General features: G+C 39.8%; 23 protein-coding genes. 5 read left to right on the forward strand and 18 right to left on the reverse strand.

The genetic code is table 11. The features are described 5' to 3' along the window. Nucleotides 1–2: 2 nt before the first annotated feature. Genes atpG through WBS51_RS11555 form a run of 6 tightly spaced genes read right to left on the reverse strand, consistent with a single transcriptional unit; the run spans nucleotide 3 to nucleotide 4342 of the window. Nucleotides 3–896, reverse strand: coding sequence for an ATP synthase F1 subunit gamma (gene atpG, locus WBS51_RS11530; protein WP_294462593.1), 894 nt, complete (start codon nucleotides 894–896; stop codon nucleotides 3–5). 4 nt (nucleotides 897–900) lie between these two features. Beyond that, complete coding sequence (gene atpA, locus WBS51_RS11535) at nucleotides 901–2409, reverse strand: F0F1 ATP synthase subunit alpha (RefSeq protein ID WP_298061545.1); 1509 nt, start codon at nucleotides 2407–2409, stop codon at nucleotides 901–903. A 5-nt stretch (nucleotides 2410–2414) separates the two neighbouring features. Next, complete coding sequence (atpH, locus tag WBS51_RS11540; RefSeq protein ID WP_173749769.1) at nucleotides 2415–2918, reverse strand: ATP synthase F1 subunit delta; 504 nt, start codon at nucleotides 2916–2918, stop codon at nucleotides 2415–2417. Further along, complete coding sequence (atpF, locus tag WBS51_RS11545) at nucleotides 2899–3399, reverse strand: F0F1 ATP synthase subunit B (RefSeq protein WP_291683647.1); 501 nt, start codon at nucleotides 3397–3399, stop codon at nucleotides 2899–2901. Before atpF ends, atpH begins: the two co-directional genes overlap by 20 nt. Nucleotides 3400–3432: 33 nt before the next feature. Further along, nucleotides 3433–3645 (reverse strand): ATP synthase F0 subunit C, encoded by a 213-nt coding sequence (gene atpE / locus WBS51_RS11550; protein ID WP_294462603.1) that lies wholly within the window; start codon nucleotides 3643–3645, stop codon nucleotides 3433–3435. Between the two features lie 28 nt (nucleotides 3646–3673). Continuing rightward, nucleotides 3674–4342 (reverse strand): F0F1 ATP synthase subunit A, encoded by a 669-nt coding sequence (locus tag WBS51_RS11555; protein ID WP_334295097.1) that lies wholly within the window; start codon nucleotides 4340–4342, stop codon nucleotides 3674–3676. Between the two features lie 529 nt (nucleotides 4343–4871). Here WBS51_RS11555 and WBS51_RS11560 point away from each other — a divergent pair. Beyond that, nucleotides 4872–5765 (forward strand): NAD(P)/FAD-dependent oxidoreductase, encoded by an 894-nt coding sequence (locus WBS51_RS11560; protein ID WP_294462605.1) that lies wholly within the window; start codon nucleotides 4872–4874, stop codon nucleotides 5763–5765. A 95-nt stretch (nucleotides 5766–5860) separates the two neighbouring features. Further along, nucleotides 5861–6169: a thioredoxin gene (trxA, locus tag WBS51_RS11565; protein ID WP_173749766.1), complete on the forward strand. Its 309-nt coding sequence runs from the start codon at nucleotides 5861–5863 to the stop codon at nucleotides 6167–6169. 56 nt (nucleotides 6170–6225) lie between these two features. Here the strand turns inward: trxA and WBS51_RS11570 are convergent, their stop codons facing one another. Next, nucleotides 6226–6894 carry a Crp/Fnr family transcriptional regulator gene (locus WBS51_RS11570; protein ID WP_294462609.1) on the reverse strand — a complete coding sequence of 223 codons (669 nt, stop codon included), beginning with the start codon at nucleotides 6892–6894 and terminating at the stop codon, nucleotides 6226–6228. A 79-nt stretch (nucleotides 6895–6973) separates the two neighbouring features. On the opposite strand from WBS51_RS11570, the gene WBS51_RS11575 reads away from it, so the two are divergent. Continuing rightward, nucleotides 6974–7690, forward strand: a complete 717-nt coding sequence (locus tag WBS51_RS11575) for a GDSL-type esterase/lipase family protein (RefSeq protein ID WP_173749764.1) — start codon at nucleotides 6974–6976, stop codon at nucleotides 7688–7690. Nucleotides 7691–7700: 10 nt separating this feature from the next. On the opposite strand, the gene WBS51_RS11580 is transcribed toward WBS51_RS11575, so the two are convergent. From WBS51_RS11580 to WBS51_RS11630, 11 genes are all read right to left on the reverse strand, one after another. Next, nucleotides 7701–8189 (reverse strand): low molecular weight protein-tyrosine-phosphatase, encoded by a 489-nt coding sequence (locus WBS51_RS11580; RefSeq protein ID WP_173749763.1) that lies wholly within the window; start codon nucleotides 8187–8189, stop codon nucleotides 7701–7703. Between the two features lie 160 nt (nucleotides 8190–8349). Continuing rightward, nucleotides 8350–9612, reverse strand: a complete 1263-nt coding sequence (locus WBS51_RS11585; protein ID WP_117549535.1) for a tyrosine-type recombinase/integrase — start codon at nucleotides 9610–9612, stop codon at nucleotides 8350–8352. Nucleotides 9613–9698: 86 nt separating this feature from the next. Further along, nucleotides 9699–9902, reverse strand: coding sequence for an excisionase (locus WBS51_RS11590; RefSeq protein ID WP_117549533.1), 204 nt, complete (start codon nucleotides 9900–9902; stop codon nucleotides 9699–9701). 102 nt (nucleotides 9903–10004) lie between these two features. Continuing rightward, nucleotides 10005–11912, reverse strand: a complete 1908-nt coding sequence (locus WBS51_RS11595) for an AAA family ATPase (RefSeq protein ID WP_117549531.1) — start codon at nucleotides 11910–11912, stop codon at nucleotides 10005–10007. A gap of 15 nt (nucleotides 11913–11927) precedes the next feature. After that, the gene (gene mobQ / locus WBS51_RS11600) at nucleotides 11928–13475 is read right to left on the reverse strand and encodes a MobQ family relaxase (RefSeq protein ID WP_118661256.1); all 1548 of its coding nucleotides are present in this window, start codon (nucleotides 13473–13475) and stop codon (nucleotides 11928–11930) included. Nucleotide 13476: 1 nt separating this feature from the next. Continuing rightward, nucleotides 13477–13899, reverse strand: a complete 423-nt coding sequence (locus tag WBS51_RS11605; RefSeq protein WP_118661262.1) for a DUF3847 domain-containing protein — start codon at nucleotides 13897–13899, stop codon at nucleotides 13477–13479. A 202-nt stretch (nucleotides 13900–14101) separates the two neighbouring features. Next, nucleotides 14102–14506 carry a single-stranded DNA-binding protein gene (locus WBS51_RS11610; RefSeq protein WP_009262843.1) on the reverse strand — a complete coding sequence of 135 codons (405 nt, stop codon included), beginning with the start codon at nucleotides 14504–14506 and terminating at the stop codon, nucleotides 14102–14104. 359 nt (nucleotides 14507–14865) lie between these two features. Further along, entirely contained in the window at nucleotides 14866–15357 is a 492-nt protein-coding gene (locus WBS51_RS11615; RefSeq protein ID WP_009263190.1) for a nucleotidyltransferase domain-containing protein, read from the reverse strand. A 1078-nt stretch (nucleotides 15358–16435) separates the two neighbouring features. Then, nucleotides 16436–17632, reverse strand: a complete 1197-nt coding sequence (locus WBS51_RS11620; RefSeq protein WP_302702890.1) for a site-specific integrase — start codon at nucleotides 17630–17632, stop codon at nucleotides 16436–16438. A gap of 75 nt (nucleotides 17633–17707) precedes the next feature. Continuing rightward, nucleotides 17708–17914 (reverse strand): excisionase, encoded by a 207-nt coding sequence (locus WBS51_RS11625; RefSeq protein WP_002341493.1) that lies wholly within the window; start codon nucleotides 17912–17914, stop codon nucleotides 17708–17710. Beyond that, nucleotides 17907–19049, reverse strand: coding sequence for an XRE family transcriptional regulator (locus WBS51_RS11630; protein ID WP_270458362.1), 1143 nt, complete (start codon nucleotides 19047–19049; stop codon nucleotides 17907–17909). The genes WBS51_RS11625 and WBS51_RS11630 overlap by 8 nt, the downstream gene beginning before the upstream one ends. Nucleotides 19050–19575: 526 nt before the next feature. Here WBS51_RS11630 and WBS51_RS11635 point away from each other — a divergent pair. Together WBS51_RS11635 and WBS51_RS11640 are read left to right on the forward strand one after the other, a co-directional pair. Further along, entirely contained in the window at nucleotides 19576–20199 is a 624-nt protein-coding gene (locus WBS51_RS11635; protein WP_462904872.1) for a helix-turn-helix domain-containing protein, read from the forward strand. Nucleotides 20200–20241: 42 nt separating this feature from the next. Then, the gene (locus tag WBS51_RS11640) at nucleotides 20242–21399 is read left to right on the forward strand and encodes a hypothetical protein (protein WP_342694092.1); all 1158 of its coding nucleotides are present in this window, start codon (nucleotides 20242–20244) and stop codon (nucleotides 21397–21399) included. The last annotated feature ends 190 nt before the right edge of the window (nucleotides 21400–21589 follow it).

Genomic DNA, 21589 nt, shown 5'->3' on the forward strand with positions numbered 1-21589 from the left:
TTCTACAGTTTTTTCTTCTGTGCTTTAGCTCCGCTGATAACCTCAGTAATTTCCTGGGTAATCGCCGCCTGACGCACACGGTTATATTTAATAGATAAATCCTTCAGCATATCCCTGGCGCTGGATGTTGCTGCATCCATAGCCATCATACGAGAATTGTGCTCGCTGGCATAGGATTCCACCAGACAGCCGTAAATCATGCCACGCAGATAGTTTGGAACAATACTGTTCAGCACCTCCTCTGCGGAAGGAATCATTTCGATTTCTTCCTGATGAATATCTACCAGCTTTTGTACAGAGGTATTGAAAGCAGCCTTCTTCAACGGCAAAAGCTGCTTCTTTTCCGCTACCATAGTAGCGGCATTAGCCATACGGGTGTAAATAATATGAACCTCATCCAGTTCACCCTCCAGGTACATAGCTATCATCTTTTCAGAAATCACTCTGGCCCTGTGCATGGTTGGTTTCTGCACCGTAAAGCGAAAATTCGTATCCACGTCTACGTCTTTTTTAAAAAAATACTGTCTTCCCACTTCCCCCAGCACAAAAAGCTGGACGTTTTTGCGGTTTTCCATACAGTCTTCAGCAATTTTAAAAACATTGTGGTTATACGCACCAGCCAGACCTTTATCTGCAGAAACTACAATATAACCGATTTTCCTGGCTTCCGGTGCGATTTCCGCTCTTTCATCAAAATATTTATGCTCCGTGTCCTCCATGTGACGCAGAACACGTCCTATGGCTGACTGCAGAGAATAAAAATAAGGTTCTGTATCTGCCAGGGTCTTCCTGGCTCTCTTCAGTTTTGATGAAGAAATCATGTACATGGCACTGGTAATTTTCATAGTATCCTGGATACTTTTCATACGGCTTTGTATTTCTTTTGCACTTGCCATCTCATCACCTGTTCCTGTTCTTAAATTCCTCTGCTACCTTTAAAATCTTTTCGCCCAGTTCATCGGAAAGGACTTTTTTCTCATTGATTTCATCTCTGATTTCCGGATATTTAACATCAAAATATTCCAGCATGTCCATCTGAAATTTCTTCACTTCTTTCACCGGAATTCCTGTCATGATTTTATGAGTCGCTGCCCACAATGTAATTACCTGCTCATGAGAAGCAAGCGGTCTGCAAAGGGGCTGCTTTAACAATTCCATCAAACATTTTCCATAATCCAACTGCGCCATTGTAGCATCGTCCAAATCTGAAGAGAACTGTGTGAACACTTCCATCTCACGATACTGCGCCAAATCAATACGCATGCTTCCGGACGCCTTTTTCATAGCTTTTGTCTGTGCAGCGCCACCTACACGGGATACGGAAAGACCTACATTTACGGCCGGGCGCACACCCGCATTAAATAAGTCACTTTCCAGGAAAATCTGTCCATCCGTGATGGAAATTACATTCGTCGGAATGTATGCGGATACATCTCCTGCCTGTGTCTCAATAATAGGCAGTGCAGTAATAGAACCGCCGCCTGCTTCTTCGCTCAGACGACTGGAACGTTCCAGAAGTCTTGAATGCAGATAAAAAACATCACCCGGATAAGCCTCACGTCCCGGAGAGCGTTCCAGAAGCAGAGACAGAGCACGGTAAGCCACTGCATGCTTGGACAAATCATCGTACACAATCAGCACATCTTTCCCCTGATACATAAAGTATTCCGCAAGGGCTGTACCGGAATAAGGCACAATATACTGCAACGGCGCACAGTCGCTGGCCGTAGCAGAAAAGACCGTGGTGTATTCCATAGCACCGTATTTTTCCAAAGTTCCTACCAGTTTTGCTACCGTAGAAGCCTTCTGTCCAATAGCCACATAGATACAGATAACATCCTTACCCTTCTGGTTTAAGATAGTATCTACAGCAATAGAAGTCTTACCCGTCTGACGGTCTCCAATAATCAACTCACGCTGACCGCGTCCAATAGGGAACATGGAGTCAATGGCCAGAATACCGGTTTCCATTGGCACAGATACGGATTTACGGTCAATAATCCCCGGCGCTTCCTGCTCTATAGGCCGGTAATCCTTTGCTTCGATTTCTCCTTTGCCATCAATAGGCGCCCCCAGGGCATCTACGATTCTTCCAACGAAGTTCTCGCCTACAGGAATACCTGCCTTTTTCTTTGTACGGGCCACTTTAGTGCCTTCCTTGATTCCTGTGTCTTTTCCGAAAATGATAACACCGATTTCGTTTCTCTTAATATCCTGCACCATTCCCTTGACACCGTTTTCAAAGGTCACAATTTCGCCGTACATGGCATGGTCAATCCCGTAAACAGTCGCAATTCCATCGCCTACCCAGATAACGTTTCCGACTTCCCGGACACCTGCTGTGGTATCGAAGTTTTCAATTTCTTCTTTCAGAATGGAAATAATTTCTTCTGAATTGATTGAACTCAAACCGTTCACCTCCAGATTAATTTTTGTTGTAATGCATTGATACGGCCTTTTAAGCTGTAATCAAATTCCTGGTCTTCTACCCGGAGAATAAATCCTCCCACCAGACTTTTATCTTCTTTTAGTTCCAACGCTGTATCCTCTGCACCGTATTTCTGCTCTAAAAATTTCTTTATCTCCTCCAGTTGTTCTTTTGCAGGAGGAGTTACATAGTAAAGTACAGCGTTTAAAATATGATTCTGTTCGTTATAATATTCCTGATACGCCTGAAAAATCTCAAAGAGAAGTTCTGCATGACGATATTTGCAGAGAACACAGATAAAGTCTGCCAGTTTCTTTTCAAAGATTCTTCCGACTGCTTTTTCTTTCTGTAAAAGAGGCACCACCGGACTTTCCAATATCTGTAAAAGCTGTGGCGTCTCTTCCAGGACTCGTTTTGCATCTTTGATGCTTTCCGGGGTAACGGAAAGTTCATAGAGCACTCTTGCATAATTAATGGAGGTCTGTGTCATTTGCATCACCTGCTTTTGCTAAAAATTCATCATAGAGCATATGGTTTCCCTTGTCACTGCTGCCATCGGAAAGCAATTTCTTTGCTGCCTCCATAGCCAGGCCTGCGATTTCTGACTTTGCACCCTGCATGGCATTTTTTTTCTCCTGCTCTGCAGTATTTTTTGCTGTTTCTATGATTTTTGCTGCCTGCAGATTTGCATTTTTTACAATGCCTTCACCCATTCGTTTTGCATCTGCTTTTGCACCTTCAATAATCTGCGCAGATTCTTCTTTTGCAGAAGAAAGGGCCTGTTCATACTGTCCTTTTAATTCATCTGCTTTTTCCTGAACTGCCTTTGCATGATCAAATTGGCTTGCAATGAGCGCTTTTCTCTTTTCCATAATTCCCATTACCGGCCCGATAAGGAATTTTTTCATCAAAAGATAAAGAACAATCAGGTTTATAATCGTCCAGACAAGGTCCCAACCTAATTTCAGCACCTTTCCTGCACCTGCCTTTCTTTTAATGATAGATTATAAGAATAAGATTAACAAACCAATAACGAAACCGTAAATAGCGGTTGCCTCTGCAAGTGCACAACCCAGAAGAAGTGCTTTGCTGATTTTACCTTCTGCTTCCGGCTGTCTTGCAATAGCTTCCGTCGCTTTTGATGTTGCTATACCGATACCAAGACCTGCTCCAATACCTGTTAATACTGCAATACCTGCACCAATTGCTGCTGTCATAATTCATTTCTCCTTTTCTTCTTAAGTTTTAGTCTTCTATCTGCTCTTTAATAAAGAGGGAAGTTAAAAAAACAAATACATAGGTCTGAATCAGACCGTCAAAAATATCAAAATATAAGCTGAATGGAACTGGCAGAACTGCCGGCATAATCATTTTCAGCAATTCCATAATAACAAAGGAACCAATAACATTACCAAACAGTCGCATACACAAAGATATAGGACGAATGGCGATTTCCATAATGTTAATCGGCGTCACAATAGGCATGGGCTCTGCAAAGCTTTTCAGAAATCCCTTCGTGCCCTTCTTATGGAATCCGGCATAATAAATAAGGAATAAACTCATAATGGCAAGGGCTGCCGTTACGTTTAAATCCTTAGTAGGGGGCTTAAAGCCAAGCAAACCGATAAGGTTCGCCACTCCGATATAAATGGCTGTGGAAATCAGATACGGAATATATCTTCTGCCTTCTTTGCCCAGAATATCTGTAAAAAAATCATCCAGGAAACTGATAAAAGCTTCCAGGGCCAACTGCTTCTTTCCCGGATTTTCCACTTTCAGATTTCGAACAAACACAATGGCCAGAAGGGTAAGCACCGCCATGATAATCCAGGTAACCACCACAGATTCTCCTATCGGAATCCCGCCGAAGATGGGAATGTTGAATACGGTTTCACAATTTAATTCTTCCGTAATTCTTTCCGCTATGTTATTCGTAGGACATCTCCCCTTTCTGTGTTAATGAATTCTTGACTTTCTCCTTTCCGTTTTCTATTGTTGCTGTGAGCAATAAAACAGATATGGCACTTGTTTTTTGTGTCTTCTTATTAATTGCTTTTAACACATTACTGCTAATTAATTGATTTGTCAATCTTTCTCTTTTTTGAAAAAAATGGCTGGAATTTCGTCACTTTTTCTTGTAGTTTTTTAAAGTTTTCTTCTCTTTTTGTGTGATATTCCATGGTTTTAGTATACCGTTTGGTATACACTGGTTCTACCACTTGCTTTTTTCACAATAATTTTATAATTTCATTATTTATTTTTATTATTTTTTACCATTTGTATTCATAATAAAAAGGAAAAGCTGTTTTAAATGTCCAATAAAACCACTTTTCCTTTGGCCATTCTGTGAACAGGTGTGCATTTTCCTATTCTCTGCGTTTTTACTTTTCTTCTCTTTATTCTTGTGCTATGCTTATCTTACCTAAAAGGAGGTGCAACCCATATGAAATCATCTACGGAAAACACCCTGCAAAAGCTGATTATTGCAGGCGCAGGCCCGGCAGGTATATCTGCTGCGTTATATGCGGTCCGGGCAGGTATTACGCCTTTGATTCTCTATAAAGACGGCGGCGCGTTGGAAAAAGCTGTAAAAATCGAAAATTACTATGGTTTTTCCCATCCCATTTCCGGAAAGCAATTATATGAAAATGGCTTGCTTCAGATACAGGCTCTGTCTGTTCCCACTTTACAAGAAGAACTTCTATCCATAGAATATGACGGAGACTATCTGATTCATACAGCCCTTCATACCTTTCGTGCAAAATCTGTCATTCTGGCCACAGGCACAAAAAGAAATACCCTGGCCTTAAAAGAGCTGAAAAAATATGAAGGAAACGGCATCAGCTACTGTGCTGTGTGCGACGGTTTTTTCTACCGCCAAAAAGAGGTTGCTGTTCTGGGAAACGGGCCTTACGCCTTGCACGAAGCCAGAGTCTTAGAGCCTCTGGCCAAAAAAGTCACCATTCTCACAAATGGAACTGAACCGGCATTTGCTGCCGAAGAACTGGGAAGTATCCGCGTGGAAGAAAAAAAGATACTCTCTGCCAGAGGCGACACCTCTCTGTCTCATCTGGAATTTGAAGACCATACTCTCTTCCCTCTGGATGGACTTTTCGTGGCCCTTGGGACTGCTGACAGCACGGATATCGCCCGGAAACTGGGACTTTTCATGGAAGATAATCATATTCTGATAGAAAAAGATACCAGCACCGCCCTTCCCGGACTTTTTGCAGCCGGAGACTGTACCGGAGGCTTACTGCAGATTTCAAAAGCCGTTTACGAAGGTGCTCTGGCCGGTACAAAAGCTGTAGACTATCTGCGGAAAGAACTGCAATAGAAAAAATCAGGAAAATGTAACTTTGTCACAGACATTTTAACGTTTCTGCGTTATAATAAAGACAATTTCAGAAAGACGAAAAGGAGATTGGAATTATGGCAATGGAATTCACAACGGCAAATTTTGAACAGGAGGTCTTAAACTCTGAGGTTCCGGTACTAGTAGATTTCTGGGCTACCTGGTGCATGCCCTGCAAAATGCTGGCACCTGTCATCGAAGAACTGGCAGAAGAAGCCAATGGGGCTTACAAAGTGGGAAAGGTGGATGTCGACGCTTCCCCGTCTATTGCAGCACAATTCGGCATTATGAATATCCCTACGGTTCTGCTCTTCAAAAACGGTCAGGTAGCCGGTAAATCTGTAGGTGCGGTTCCGAAAGAAAAACTGCAGGATTTACTCCGGTAAATCTGCAGCAACTCTCCCTGCATAAGTGCTGGAAATCACTCTATCAGCTTTCATGTTTACAAAAGCTGATAGAGTGATTCTTTTCTCTCTAGTTTAATTTCTCCCCGATTCAAAGAAATCGAACCGGTTTTGGCCAGTTGTTTCAAAGTCCGGCTCACGGCTTCTCTGGCACTCCCAATGATTTTCGCAATCTCTTCATGAGTCATAGCAATGCTGGAAGAACCTGTTTTGGCAGATTCATCTAACAGAAAAGAAACCACTCTCTGGGTCAGACTTAAAAAAATCATCTGCTGCAAAGCCTCCACCACATCGGAAAAACGCTTTGCCGCTTCTTTATACATAAAGTTGTCCATATATACATTCTCCCTGGACATGGCAGCCAGAAGCCCCGCTGGAATCACCAGAGCCGCACACTCCGTCTGCGCTTCAATTTCCACGTCAAAAGTAATGGCAGAAAGCACACAGGAAGCTGCCAATATGCAGCAATCCCCTTCCCGCAAACGATAAATTGTCACCTCTTTCCCCTCATCGGAAAGCAGGTATGTCCGCATAATTCCCTCCAGAATAAACACAGCCCCCAGACATTCTCTTACGCTGGAATAAATGCTGTCACCGGCCTGATACCGGACAATCCGGGATTCTCGAAGCAGCAATTCTTTCTGAATCTCCGTCAAATGTTCCCAAAACGATTTTTTTCGCAAAATTTCTTCTTTTTTCTCATTCATTTGTATCCCTGCCTTGTATTTTTTATCAACACCTTTTACAATTATCTCTATAACTAAGCATACAGCAAAGGAGTCGCTTATGAAAGCTAAACATCAAAAAATAAAATCCATTTTCCTGATTTTGATTCTTTTTCTCATAACCACCTCGCCAATTCTGCTTTCCGCTTTGCAAAAAAACTTTGCCATACGGGTGGCCTGCGTGGGTGACAGCATTACCTATGGAGCCAAAATTGAAGACAATTTCCTCAATTCCTATCCAGCCCAGCTACAGCTGTTTTTGGGCAGCGACTATCTGGTGGGGAATTTCGGCGCCAGTGGATACACACTGCAAAAAAGCGGAAATTTCCCTTATTGGAATCACCCTGCTTTTCAGGAAAGCTCTGCTTTTCAGCCAAATATCGTGCTGATTATGCTGGGCACCAATGATACCAAGCCCTATAATTGGACGGGAACGGAAAATTTCCTGGCAGACTACCGGGAATTGATTGCCCACTACCGTTCTCTGAAAAGCCAGCCTCAGATTTATCTCATGACACCGGCCACTATTTTTCCGGAGAGTTTCAAACCCGCTAACGGCTACAAAATGCAGGCTGACGTGGCAGATTTGGTATCCAATGCTGTAAAAGAACTTGGAGAAGAAGAGCATCTGCCTGTCATTGATGTACATGCCTACACCCGGACGCACCCGGAATACTTTCTCCTGGACGGCGTGCATCCGGATGCCTACGGCGCAAAGGCCATTGCCCGGCTTACTTTTGAAGCTCTTCGAGAAAACGAAAGCAGTTTTCAAAAATAAATTCCTGTACTCAGGATTCTTCTATTTTTCCCTGTTTTTGCAGGTATTCCAAAAAGGCCTTACAGCCGGTTACGATGTCTCGGTATGTATCATCAAATTTTCTGCTGTACCAGGGGTCTATGACAGAAGCTGTGCTGCCTGTGTATTCCAGCAACATTTTGATTTTTCCGCCTCTGTGTCCGGTGATTTTCTCTATGTTGCGAATGTTCATGGTGTCCATGCCGATAAGATAGTCGTACTTGTCATAATCTGACTTCTTTAACTGCACGGCTCTTTTACCTTCACAGGAAATACTGTGACGGGCCAGTTCCTCCCTGGCCGGCGGATACACCGGATTGCCGATACCGTTCCAGATTTCTTCGGTGCTGGTAGCGGCAGAGGCGATTTCAAACTGAGACGCAAGGCCCTGGGCCTGCACCATGTCTTTTAAAATGAATTCTGCCATGGGGCTGCGACAGATGTTGCCGTGGCAAATAAATAGTACCTTTATTTTCTCCATTTTATCTCCTCATATCCTCTCAAAGCCTTATAAATACTGGCTTTTCAGCCTTTGTGCATTTTTTACTTGAAAGGTTCTTTTTCTTATAAATTCTTGTATTTTCTCATGTTTTTTCGGGCATTTGTGGTACAAATGGGTTATTTTTAAAGTCCCAAATTCCTTATGAGATAAGGCTTACATGAGTTGTTTGTGCATGTTTTTGGGTTATAAACTTTTTCTTTTCCAGTTCATCCCTTGCTTCTTTTAATCTGGCAAGTTCTTTCTTTGCATCATCATAGCCGGTATGCGTATAAATATTAAGTGTTACAGATACATCTGAATGCCCCATCAGATATTGCAGTGTCTTTGGGTTCATCCCTGAATTGGCCATATTTGTACAATAAGTATGCCTGCATACATGAGGAGTAATTGGCGGCAACTGCAACAAATGTTCACGATTATATTTTTCTCTTGCATGCTGCATGTACTTTTCCCAGTGAAGTGCAACCATTGGTCTTCCATTCTTATCCAGAAACAGAAATCCTCCATATCCATCCACCATCGGCTCACGTTTTGGTTTCCTTCTATTCTTCAAGATTCGAAGAAATGCCTCTTTTACATCCGCTTCCATTGGAAGTAACCGCGTACCACTTGTTGTCTTTGTAGATACGATGATATACTTCATTTCTCGAGTTCTTTGCAACTGATGATTCACATTGATAATATCTTCTTTAAAGTCCAAATCTTTTACAGTAAGCCCACAAAATTCAGATATTCTAAGACCTGTCTTGAATAAGATATAAAATGCATCATAATACTGATTATAATGTGGATCATTCTTTACAAACTCGAGAAATTTTGCTTCATCTTCCGGAGAAACAGCTTGTCTTTTCTGACTGTCATTAACAAGTACTGTACCTAATTCAAATCCAAATGGATTTTTTAGAATCAAGTCATCATCCACAGCCATTTGAAAAGCAGGTCTTAAAACACCTCTGATGGAATGAATGGAACTATATCCTCTACCATCTCTTTGTAGTTTTATCAGAAAAATCTTTGCGTCAGAAAGTTTCACATCATCCACTTTCTTATAAGCGAATTCTTCCTTTTTCAATACATTCACCACAAATTTGTAATTCGCTAAAGTATTATGCTTTACTCCTGTTTTCAGGGAAAGATATCGTTCCACAAGTTCAAGCACTGTAATGTTACTTCCTGTAATCCCTTGCATCTGTAAGGACTGAACTTTTCTTTCTTTTTCCCTGAGAGAAAGATCTGCCCGTTTACCTTCCGGCATCTTATCTGCTTCTGTCAATCTCCAACTATATAATATTTTACGCTTACCAAGTGAATCTGTATATTTATAGCGGTAACGTCCACTTGGTTCCTGCCATTCTCCTTGCTGGAGAACTCTGCCTTTATCATCACGTCTCTTTGAAATCATATCCTACCTCCAAGGGGACGCAACATGATATTGTTAGTATATCATGTAACCCCTAATTCGAACACCTCCTTCTTTTAAATTTCATTTTATATCGCACTGAGTGTATCAATAAATTTTTCAAATCTTGTTCGTTTTATCTGTACACGATTCCCATTCCAAAGCAAATACTCTGCATTTGGATTGTCATTGACTAACTTACGAAGCTTTCCTTCTCCAATACGAAAATAGGATGCTGCCTCTTCAATGGATAATGTATACTTCTTCCAATAAGGTATATCATAACTTGTCATTTGTATGCCTCCTTCTATTATCTTTGTTTTTGACATTGGCGGCTGGCAAAGGTATCTATAAAGACTGCCAATGCCAAAGTAGTTTTTTGCCAATGTCATCCTTTATTCTGTTGTCAACGCAACTGTTTTTCTTCCCTGACACCAGTCGTAGCTCATTCTGTTTTCCAGCTGCTTTCTTGCATCTCTTCCTGTTCTGGAAGAAATCCCATAGGCTAGTAGTTCTGCCTCTAATTCTTCTAAACACATTACTTTTCGTTTGGTTAATAACTCCAGGATCAACTTCTGTGCCTTTTCCAGTTTCGTTTCCTTTTTCGTTCCTGCTTTCCCCATCAGCAGATCTTCAATGGATATATCATATTCCCCTAACCATTTTAAGCCTTCTTCTCCTAAAGAAAACGCTACCGGATTTTCCTTCTTAGCAAGAGAATCCTTTTGCTGATATACCACTCGGATATCCTGTTCCTTCTCTTTTTCCACCTTTTCTACAAATAAGATGCTTCGTACTGCCGCTGCGATATCAATGGATCCCAAGGAACGGTAATCGCTCTGACTTCCCGATGACTTATTCAAATGTCCAATGAGAACAATGGCACATCCAGTTCTCTCTGCAATCGTACTGAGATGTCGAAATAAGGGACGGATCTCATTCGCCCGGTTCATATCCACATTGGCTCCCAGATAAGCCTGTATGGGATCCATGATCATGAGGCGTACATTATTCTGTCGGATGGCTTTTTCAATCCGATCGTCCGTCATAGAAAGCTGTTTTTCATCTTCATTGATGAAGCGTACTCTTGTCATATCTGCACCACATTTTGCTAATCTAGGCTTAATGGTATCTGCTATCCCATCCTCTGCTGTTTGATACAACACATTAAAGGGTTCTATGGGAAGTGCATTGGGAAGTTCTTTTCCATTTGTACAGTATGCGGCGATTGCCATTGCAAGCCACGTTTTTCCTTTTCCCGGATTCCCCTGGATCAAAGTAACCTTTCCAAAGGGAATGAACGGATACCATAACCACTGGACCACCGTTTCCTCAACCTCCGACATCTTCATGACTGGAACTGGTTTTTCCCTGGCATCTCTCCAACACATCTGCTTTGCCATATTTTCTACCGGAACTTCTGCTACCAGACATTCATTCCAGTCTTTCTTCACCGGTTCTAATCGGTACACACTCAGTTCCTCCGGAATAAGAGAAACAAACTGCCTGCATCTCTCATTTCCAGGCTCATCATTATCCAGACACAAGTAGATGGAATGGATATAAGGATATTCTGTATACATCCGTTTCATTGCTTTTTCACTCAATCCTCCCAGGGAAATATAACTATGCTTTTCCCATTCTTCTGAAACTGCAGTGATATAAGACAAAAGATCAATGGGGGATTCAAACACAAATAGTTTTTCATCCGTTCCTATATGGCCAAATCCATAGGCTTTTTCTGAACCTCTTGCTTCCCCACGATATCGGTTCTCATCAGTTCCACGCATAGCTGCATATCTGGGATTCTGTTCTTTGTCTCTTCCAACGAACACCACATTGTGATATGCTTTGCTTTCATAAATATCTCCCTTTTCGATCATCTGATCCACCAAATGTTCCGATAGTTTTCTCTGTTCAATGAGATACTTCCTTGCAATCTCACAGCTTTCATTTCTTTCTGGCAGTTCCAATCCAGGCAAGGGGATGGGGCAGACCTTCTGTCTGCCTGCATCTTCCTTCGCCGTTCTTCTGTTGGTTTCTCCAGCTCCCTCTTCTCCTAATAATTCTTTGACTGCCTCTGCAAAAGAAAGACCGTAGAATTCTTTCATAAAATCGATGGCATGGCCGCCTTTATTCTGACTAAAACGATACCATTCGTTCTTGTTGATCATCACACTGTCATGTCGCAACCATCGGTATTCCTTCCCACATCGTTTGAACGATTCTCCTCTCCCAGAAAGAAAAACATATAAATCGGTATCATCTGCTCTTTGGATCTGTTCTCTTGTATATTCTTCCATCTTCTAAAATCCCTCCTATAATTCCATTCCATGATGTTTCTTCTTTCGTTTCATGGTTCTCACTGCTTCTTTTGTTTCTGTGGATTGCTCCCGCTTGTTTGTTTCTGGAAGAGAGACACCTTCTCCTTCCTCTGCCATCAAAGCTTCCACATGATTTTTGATTCCCTCATACTTTCGTAACATGGCATGGATCCGTTTATCTTCTTTTCGTAAAGCAGCTATCTCTTCTGATAAACGAGCGGCTTCTCGTTTCCATTGTCCTTCCGGAATCTTCCCACTTGGGTCTAGATTTTCTTTTAAGATTCTTTCCGAACGATAATATCTGCTAAGTTCCTTCTTATGTTCCTCTTTGAATTTTTCCCTGCCAAAATATTTGTTCTTTAATTCCAGATAAACAGGTCTTGTTTCAAAATACTCTTTCATTGCATAAAGATTGCTGTTGACACTTCGCAAAGCAGACAGTTGTTGATTCAACCGCTGACTCATCTCATTCAGCTGTATATCTAATTCCTGGATTTTCTCTGTCAGCTGTTCTGGGTTTCTCACATCCTGCTCTTCCAGAAAGCGGATCGTCTCTGCAAATTGTTTCAGATTTGTATTCTTTGCCTTTTTCGTTCCATAAGCGTAAGATTCTGCGACTGCATTTCTCTTGTCATAATAGTTTCTTAGATAATCCGCTAAAGTTGGCTGATGTAAGGATGCCATCCGTTCCATCAACTGGCTTTGTCGAAGCAAAGACCATTGAAGAAGATTCTTTGCCCGTTCTTTCATATCATTCAAGGCACGGATAAGTCGGTTTAAACTTCCCAGTGCGGTTGAAATTCCTCTTGCTTCCATCGCCTGTACGTTCGGTCCTTCATGCACCATCGGGATCTTATCAATCCCCCGTTCCTCATAAGATCTGGCATCGACTCTTTCTGTAAGTCCTTTTTCTTCATACAGTTCGTTGCACATCCTCGCCCAGGCACTTCTCCATTCTTCCAAGGTTTCTTTCCTGCTCCAATCCGTTGTATGTACCGCCCGAAATACCGGTTGTCCTTTCTGATTCAAAACCGGCTGTCCATCCGGTGTTAATACTGGAATCTTTTTTTGTTTTTGTCCCCAGGTACCATCTTCCTGTAAAGGGCGGATGGGAACCATGATGTGCATATGGGGATTGGGTATTTTATCCTTTGCCTTCTTCGGATCATGGATCGCTAGATCTGCGATCATCCCTCTTGCGACTAACTGTTCTTCTACAAATCTTCTTGCAAGCTCAATATTTTCTTCCATAGAAAACTCATTCATCAAGGCAATATCAAAGCTGTGTGCCAGCTGTGCTTTCTTATTCCCTTCGATCCATTCCACCTCATTCCAAAGGGTCTCTCTGTCTTTGAATCTCTCCGGAGCCTGTTGGGGAAGATGGATCTCCGCTAATACCACACCGCCTTTTCTCGTATAATCACTTACTTCTCCATAATACGTACATTCCAGTTTTGTACCGGCTCGGTAAGCAGCACTAGCAATGGCAGACTGCCCTTTTCCTCTGGATAATTGATTTAGATGAAAGTGATAACATCCCATCTTACGCATCTCCCTGTGGCAGTTCACCTCGCTGCATCGCCTTTAATAGTGCTTCCTCTTCTGCGAATTCTCGTTCCTTTGCTTCTGCCGCTTCCGCCCGTCCACGAACCATTTCATGAACGACATCACAAAACTTACAAGCGGGATTATGAAGAAGTTCATCCATCAGCTGATAAAATTCTGCCTCTGTCAGATATTTGGTATCTTTACAGATTGCTTCTATGGCTGCTCCCTTCTGGATCAACAGATGGGTTCGTGCCTTTCGCTTTTTCTTTTTCTGTGTATCCAGATAATTCAAGGATCTCTGGATCCTGTGTTCTGCCTGTTCCTTCTCAAGCTTTGCCTGTTTCAATGCAGCTTCTGTTTTTTCAATCTCATAAAGTGCTTCCTGGGTATATTCCTGAAATGTTTTCTTCTTCGCCATATCGTTCTTTTCCTCCTTTTTCAACTCTTCCATTTTCTCTGTTACGGGATAGGCATTTCTGCCGGAAGGGGAACCCTTCTTCGGATGGATCATCCGCCAACACTTTCGGAATTCCCCTTCAGAAAGATGCTACTTCCGTAGGACGCACATACCTTTTAAGGTATATAAGTGCGCTCTTCTGCTTTCAGCATCCGAGTTTTTCTTACTCAAACGGAAGTTCTTCTCCGTCTGGAAGATGCATAAATCCATCTGGATCGGTATCTTCTTTCTTTTCTGATCCTGACAGTTTCTTCCCTTCTGCGAAATAATGTTCTTCTACAATCACGTTGGTGGCATAAACTTTATTCCCCTCCTGATTCACATAGCTTCCTGTCTGGATCCGTCCGCTTACTAAAATCTTCAAACCTTTTTTCAGATATTGTTCTGCAAACTCAGCATTCTTCCCAAAGGTAACACAGGAAATAAAATCTGTTTCTGCCTTTCCATCCTTTCGATATCGTCTGTCTACTGCCAGCGTGTATCGTGCCATAGCAGTACTATTTTCATCCTGGAGATATTTCACCTCCGGATCTTTTGTCAGTCTTCCCATTAAGATTGTTTTGTTCATGTAATTTCTCCTTTCTCTTTTCGTTTTTTTCTTTGTTCTTGAATCAGGCCCGATTCTTTTAAGGCAACTATAATTTGTTCCTCATATATCAGAACGTAGATAGGGCTTTTTACAAATAAAAAAGGAATTTTATTTTTTTGTCCTCATATAACGAAAGGCTCAGAGGGGAAAATACAGGGTGGAAAAGGAAATTTTTTATTTTTCTGCACAAAAAAATACCCCTATGACTTCAAAATCGAAATCATAGGAGTATTTAGTCCTACCTACTCAATGGGGTGTTTTACATTTTGTTTTACACATGTTATTACAGTGTTTTTCAGTTCGACAAGCTGAAATTTATCTTAGAAATTACAGCAATGTTATTTTGATAAACTTTCAAGAATTGAAATATCATGCTTATCTTTATCTCTTAATTCATAACCTGAATGGAAAACTTTTTGGCCTTTTAAAGATATACAAGGAATTGTTTTGCCTTCAAAAAAAACACTACCAAAGTAATCTTTTTCAAACTCATACCATCCACCCTCTAAATCAGCTTGTTTTGAAGTTCCGTCCTCATTTAAAACGAACGGGTGAATGTCTAAGTAACCAAGTTCATCACTATATAACTCTATTCTAACCGGTTTCCAGTCTGTATCAATTTTATAGCCCAGATTCAAAAGCACATTTAACAATTTTTCCGTATGTTGAGCATCAAAATTTATATCTATATCTCTATGAATTCTTGTTTGTTTACCAGCTAAAATATCTACACCCCATCCGCCATCCAACCAGTATGTAATTCCAGTATTTTCGAATAATTCTATTACTTTCATTAAATCTTCTTTTGTTGTTATTTCTTTTCTACCCATACAAAGTCTCCTTTACAACTTCTATATAATTGTTTAGTTAAGTCAATATCAATATCTAATTGCCAAGGCTCAAAATCAAAAATCATGGTCATCACACTCCTTTTTAAAATTCTAATTTATCATTTTCTTTCAGTATATCATAATTATAATCTTTCCACAAAACAAAAAATTTTAATTCCTACGGATTTTTCTACAAAGCATATAACCACATATTATTACACTTCATCAAAAAAACTTTCTCACCCTATATTGAAAAATCGTAACTGAATATCCGACATTCTATCCATCAATAGTTTCTCTTTAACAAATATCATCTTAGTACGGTATCCTGTTCCATCTGGTGTAAGTTTTACTACACTTATTATAACTTCAAAAGCAAACGCCCAAACTGCTTTCTTATTAAAAAAACTTAGAAGAGACATTCTCCTCTAAGCCTTTATACTTTATCATAGAATACTTTTTACTTTTATATTTCCTCATGGTCACGATGCTTTTTTCGCTTAAATCCTACCTTTTGAACACAGGATATTACATGTAAAGATTTTACCCCCACTAAAGACTCTTACCTCACCTCATAAACACCTTCACAAAAACGCCTCTTTTGTTACATCCATATGTAAAGAACTATCTGCTTTTTTACATTTAAAACACGCTATACCAAATTATAAAGATTTTACTTTCAAATTTATTTATAAAAAAAGCTGTAAGATTCCACTATTAGAATTCTTACAGCTTTCATTCTCATCATGTCACATCCCTAAATTATAATTATTTATCTTGTAACACTCACACAAAAATCTATGGGTTATTTTCGGGTTATTTCTTCCACACAAATACCTTCCAAGTAGTGATTTTACTGACTTTTTAAGGAGTTCTTCAAAGAGTGCCGTGGCAGATGAAAAGTATTTTTATCATGTTCTTATATCTCCTTAAATCGTCGTATTTCCTTATATTTAAAGGGTTTTTACAACTTTCATTTTTCTTGTAGTTTCTGTATCTTCTTATAAATTCTCATGTTTTGGCAGTCAAAAGTTGTAAAATAAGTTGTAAAACTACCCCTATTTTACAACTTTACAACTTACCGATTGCAGACTTCTTTCATCTCTTTTTGAATATCGTCAAAGTCCAAGTGCGTGTATGTATTCAGCGTAACTCCTATATCAGAATGTCCCATAATCTTCTGTAATGTCTTAGGATTCATTCCCGACTTTGCCATATTAGAACAAAAGGTATGTCGGCAAACATGAGGTGTGATTTTAGGTAATTCCTGTTTATATATTTTATTATACTTCTCGCAAATATGCTGAAAATATTTCTCCCAATGTAAAGCAACCATAGGCATATCATTTTTATCTAAATACAGGAAACCGCTTTTACCGTCTATCATAGGTTCTGATTTTGGCTTTTTACGATTTTGAATAATCTTACGAAAACACGCTTTTACCTCATCAGTCATAGGCACAAGTCTTGTACCGCTGTCTGTCTTTGTGTCCTCTATAATATATTCCATATTACGCTTACGTTGCAACTGATGATTGACATTGATAACACCTTTTTCTAAATCAATATCAGAAATCGTCAATCCAACAAATTCAGAAATACGAAGTCCTGTCTTGAATAGAATATAAATGCCCTCATAATACCTACGAAAGTGCTTGTCCTGCTTTACAAATTCAAGAAAAGCTCTCTCTTGCTTTCTTGTGATAGCTTCTCTTGTTACGCTGTCATTGACAACCACCGTTGCAAGCTGAAATTCAAAGGGGTTCTTTCGTATCAAATCATCATCAACAGCCATTTGAAACGCTGGTCTTACAACACCACGGATAGAGTGAATACTGCTGTATCCTCTACCGTCTGCCTGTAATTTAATGAGCCAGCCTTTTGCGTCTGATAGTTTTACCTTGTCAATCCGTTTCTTTCCAAAGGCTTCTTTGGCAATGATGTTGATAACAAATTTATAGTTTGCTTCTGTATTATGCCTTACGCCTGTTTTCTGTGAAATATATTTTTTCACAAGTTCCAAGACTGTCATATCTCCACCCGAAGAAACAATATCATCTTCTAAATCTTTACGTATCTGCTTCTCCTTATCCCGTAAAGGAATATCGTCTTTTGCGCCTTGTGGAACTGTATCGGTTTTTACCAGTTTCCAACTATACACATATTTCACATTTCCAGCATTATCTACATACTTATACATATATCTTCCGTCTTTACGTTGACTCTCTCCATTGCGTAAAACACGGTTTTTATTATCCCGTCTTTTTTCGCTCATCTTCGCTCCTTTCCACTTCTGAAAGAGTCCCGATATGACTTGTTCTCATCATAACATATACCAGCTCCTTTTTCACTAGATTGCGTCCAATTTGTCTATAACCTGTTCAAACTGTCGGCGTTTAATCTGTATGCGGTTGCCATTCATAATGAGCCAGCCAGCGTCCTTGTTTTCCTCTGCTAATCGTCTTAACTTGTTTTCTCCGATACGGAAATACTTTGACGCTTCTTCAATGGTAAGGGTGTATTTTTCCCATACGGGAATATCCTGTGCATTACTCATAAAACACCCCCTCACTTTCGATTACGTCTGCTATGTCCGTACACATCTGTTCCACAAGCATTTCCTGTTTTTCGGAAAGGTGGGTACATTCATCAATCATTTTCATGTAGTTTGAGCCTGTCAGTCTGTCGATTTCCTCTATCATCACAATGGACGGCATGACCTGTCTTTCCAGCCATTGCAGAGTGCGTTCCATATTGACAGGTACGGGGTTCATTTCAAAAGGTAAACTGTCATGGGAAATGAATATCTCCCACAACGGATAGTCGGGAAATTCCACAAAATCAGTAATAAGGTAAAACACCAGCCCATGAGGGTTATACGTCAATAACAGTTCCTCAACTGCCTGTACTGCCTTTTTATCACGCAGACGAATTTCAAAACGGTTGATAATATCGGTATGTTTCTTTTTCGTTGCCTGTTCCTTTTGCTTTTCATATAAGCAGAAATATTTTGTGCTTGCCTTTGAACCGATATAAAGGGTACTTGCTAAATTGCGGTTTTTTCCGCTTAATTTTCCACCTTGTACATTTTCATAGTTTTTACAGCGACATTCCGCACCGCCATTTTTGTATTTTTCAGATAAGGTGGGAATATCCAGCAGACCGCACATATCATTGATTGCCAAGTCAAAACGTCGGATAACACCGCCACAGTCAAGACAGCGATTTAAGAATGAATACCAATCCCTGTTCTGTGCCTGTAAGACATATTCCATGTTGCGTGAGCCTGCCCCTTTTAATTCTAAAAATACGCCCATGTGTTCATCATCAGAAGCCATGACCTTGATTTCTCCGTAGGCGTAATGCTCCTTATAGCCATAATACCCATAGTCATAATGGATAAAATAATCTGCTTTCATGCCAAGTACCTTTCGGATAACTTCCAATGCGTCAGTCGTTGGAAAACGGACAGACAGATAATCAACGAGTAGATAAAAAGGTTTATCGCAGATATAGTAATTCAGACAACGCAGGATAATATTTTGTGTTTCCTTGCTGGCGTTGGCTTTCCCGTTCTCAAAGCGGTTGATACTATATCTTGATACATGGGTAAGACTTGCAAGTTGTCCTTGTGAAAGACCGCTTGCAAGACGTTTGTTCTTCAGTTCAAGTGCAAATTCTAAATTGTTCATTGTATTCCTCCAATCCCACAATAGCCTTGAAATACCTGTAAACCACCATTCAAAAAAGTGTGAAGTTACTATCTTCTTAAAACTCCTCATTACTCCTTACAGCTTTGGGGTTGTATGGTTTTTGACTTGTCTTTTGTGAAATAGTGCCCCCCTGTTAGATAACGGGGGCACAATCAAGGCTCGCAGGCTCGCCAGCCGACAAAGCATTTCTTCCCCTTGACACAAGGTGTCATGGCGGTAAGCCTGAGAGGCTTCCGCCACCGTGTCAGAAATACTTTGTCAGCAAGTCCTATTTTGCCTTTTATAACAAGTTCCATTTCAACCGATATTCATATCTATGGGTTTAATCAGATAGGTGTTTCTTTTTGAATGTTTTTGTATTTCATTCTATTGTGCTTATTTGATTACAAGAACATAGTAATTCTTATATGCTTATTTGTCAATATCTTTTTTTGCCTTTACAAATCATATTAAGCATGATAGACTTATAACAGCGGAGATATAACGAGATATGGAGGGTTATGCAATGAAAATAAGCCATTTAGGAAATAATATACAGACCATAAGAAAATTTAGGGGAATGAAACAACAGGAACTTGCGGACAAAATCGGTATCAATATGCAGAGCCTTTCCAAGATTGAAAGAGGATTGAATTATCCTGCTTATGAAACGCTGGAAAAGATAATGGAAGTGCTGGACGTAACGCCAAATGAATTGTTATCGGGAGAATGGAAGTATGTTAATCAGTCCGAAAAAGAAGTCTGTCAGTTTTTGAGAGCAGAGGAACGTCTAAATGCAGAACTAAAACACGGACATTATGATAACTTCTTTGACAGCGAGGAAGAATGGCTGGAATATGAGTTGGAAAAGTTACGGGAATATATTACAGACTATATCAACGGGAAAAGCATTGAAGCGTCCGACCTTTACCCAATCAAAGAATTTATCCAGCATTTGAAATTCCAAAAACTGTTAGACCGCTATGATGATTTATACAGCATGGATATGTTTGGAGAAAGCATAGAGGGACATAAATACAGGACACCTTATCAAGTCGTAAAAATGATAAACCCCAATTCAAAAGAAGATATGGAACTGTTATCGAAATTACCGTGGGTAACGGGTAATTTTGATGATGAGGACGAATAATCTCAGAAAATAAGACTGTAACACATGAAAGGAGTTAAAATCGTGAAGAATGAACTTGATACAATAAATCCTATACAAAATTTGGCTAATATAGAATATTATCCTGCTATGCAAGATATAAATCTACCAATGGAAAAAACAACCAAAATTCCATTAAGCCAAATAAATAATCTCGGTGTTGCCTTCCAACCTTTAACCACCGTTATCCAAACCGTAATAAATGGTACTGGCGGAAGTGGACTTTATTTTGTTAACACACATGGAAAAACTATGTTTCAAAAATCCGGCAGTAGTGAATTTATCGGTTCTCTACAATCAGCTTCTGGACAAGTTGGCGGAGGGCAGGCGACTATGACAACTCTTGCCTGCGATCCGACTATGCTATTTATGGCTATGGCTTTAATGAATATTGAAAAGAAATTGGATAAAATTCAAGAAATCCAACAAGAGTTACTTGAATTCCTAGAGATTAAAGAAACAGCTAAGTTAAAAGGTAATTTGAATACATTAACAGATATTCTGAATAACTATAAATTTAACTGGACTAATGAAAAATATAAAACAAATAAGCACATTCTAGTCCAAGATATCCGCAAAGAATCCGAACAGAATATACTTCTATATCGTGATTTAATTGCTAACAAACATATAACGCCGTCCTTGCTACATAGTGACCAAGAGGTTGGGAGAAAACTAAAAAAATTAGAAAGTCTATTCAAAGATTATCAGCTTGCTTTATATCTGTACGCATTTTCTACATTCCTTGAGGTCTTACTATTAGAGAATTTTGACTCACAATATTTAAACAGTACCTCAAGAAGAATTGAGGAGTATTCTTTAAAATATAGAGAATTATATACGCAGACTTACAATCTATTAGAGCGTTCTTCAAATACCTCTATTCAATCCGGTTTATTAAGCGGATTATCTGCAACAAGTAAAATAATGGGGAAAGCTATTGCCAAAGTTCCTGTTATTAGTAAGTCACAAATAGATGAGAATTTAATTGAAGCAGGTAAAAAACTTGAACTTCACACTTCAAATAGAACTATAAAAACATTAGATAAATTTGTAGATGTACAGAATACTGTGGTTACCCCTTTCATTGAAAATATCAAAACTATAAATATCCTGCATAATACAACTACAGAGTATCTCTTTGATAAAGAGAACTTGTATATCTGTCAGCATACTGAATAATAAAAAACACAAGGGATTTCCTTCACTAAGGATATATCTCTTGTGTTTCTTCTTTATGTATACTTTTCTTCGTAAACGCAAAATAGCAAGTACCTGTTCAAAATCATCCAATGTGAGATAATAGACTCATCACTACAAAGTCCAAATAGTTTAGTACTCAACTTTTTAGACTTTATCACAGGAGGTGAGT

Origin of the sequence: Blautia acetica, from assembly GCF_038739805.1 — a bacterium.
In the GTDB taxonomy this organism is placed as follows: domain Bacteria; phylum Bacillota; class Clostridia; order Lachnospirales; family Lachnospiraceae; genus Blautia.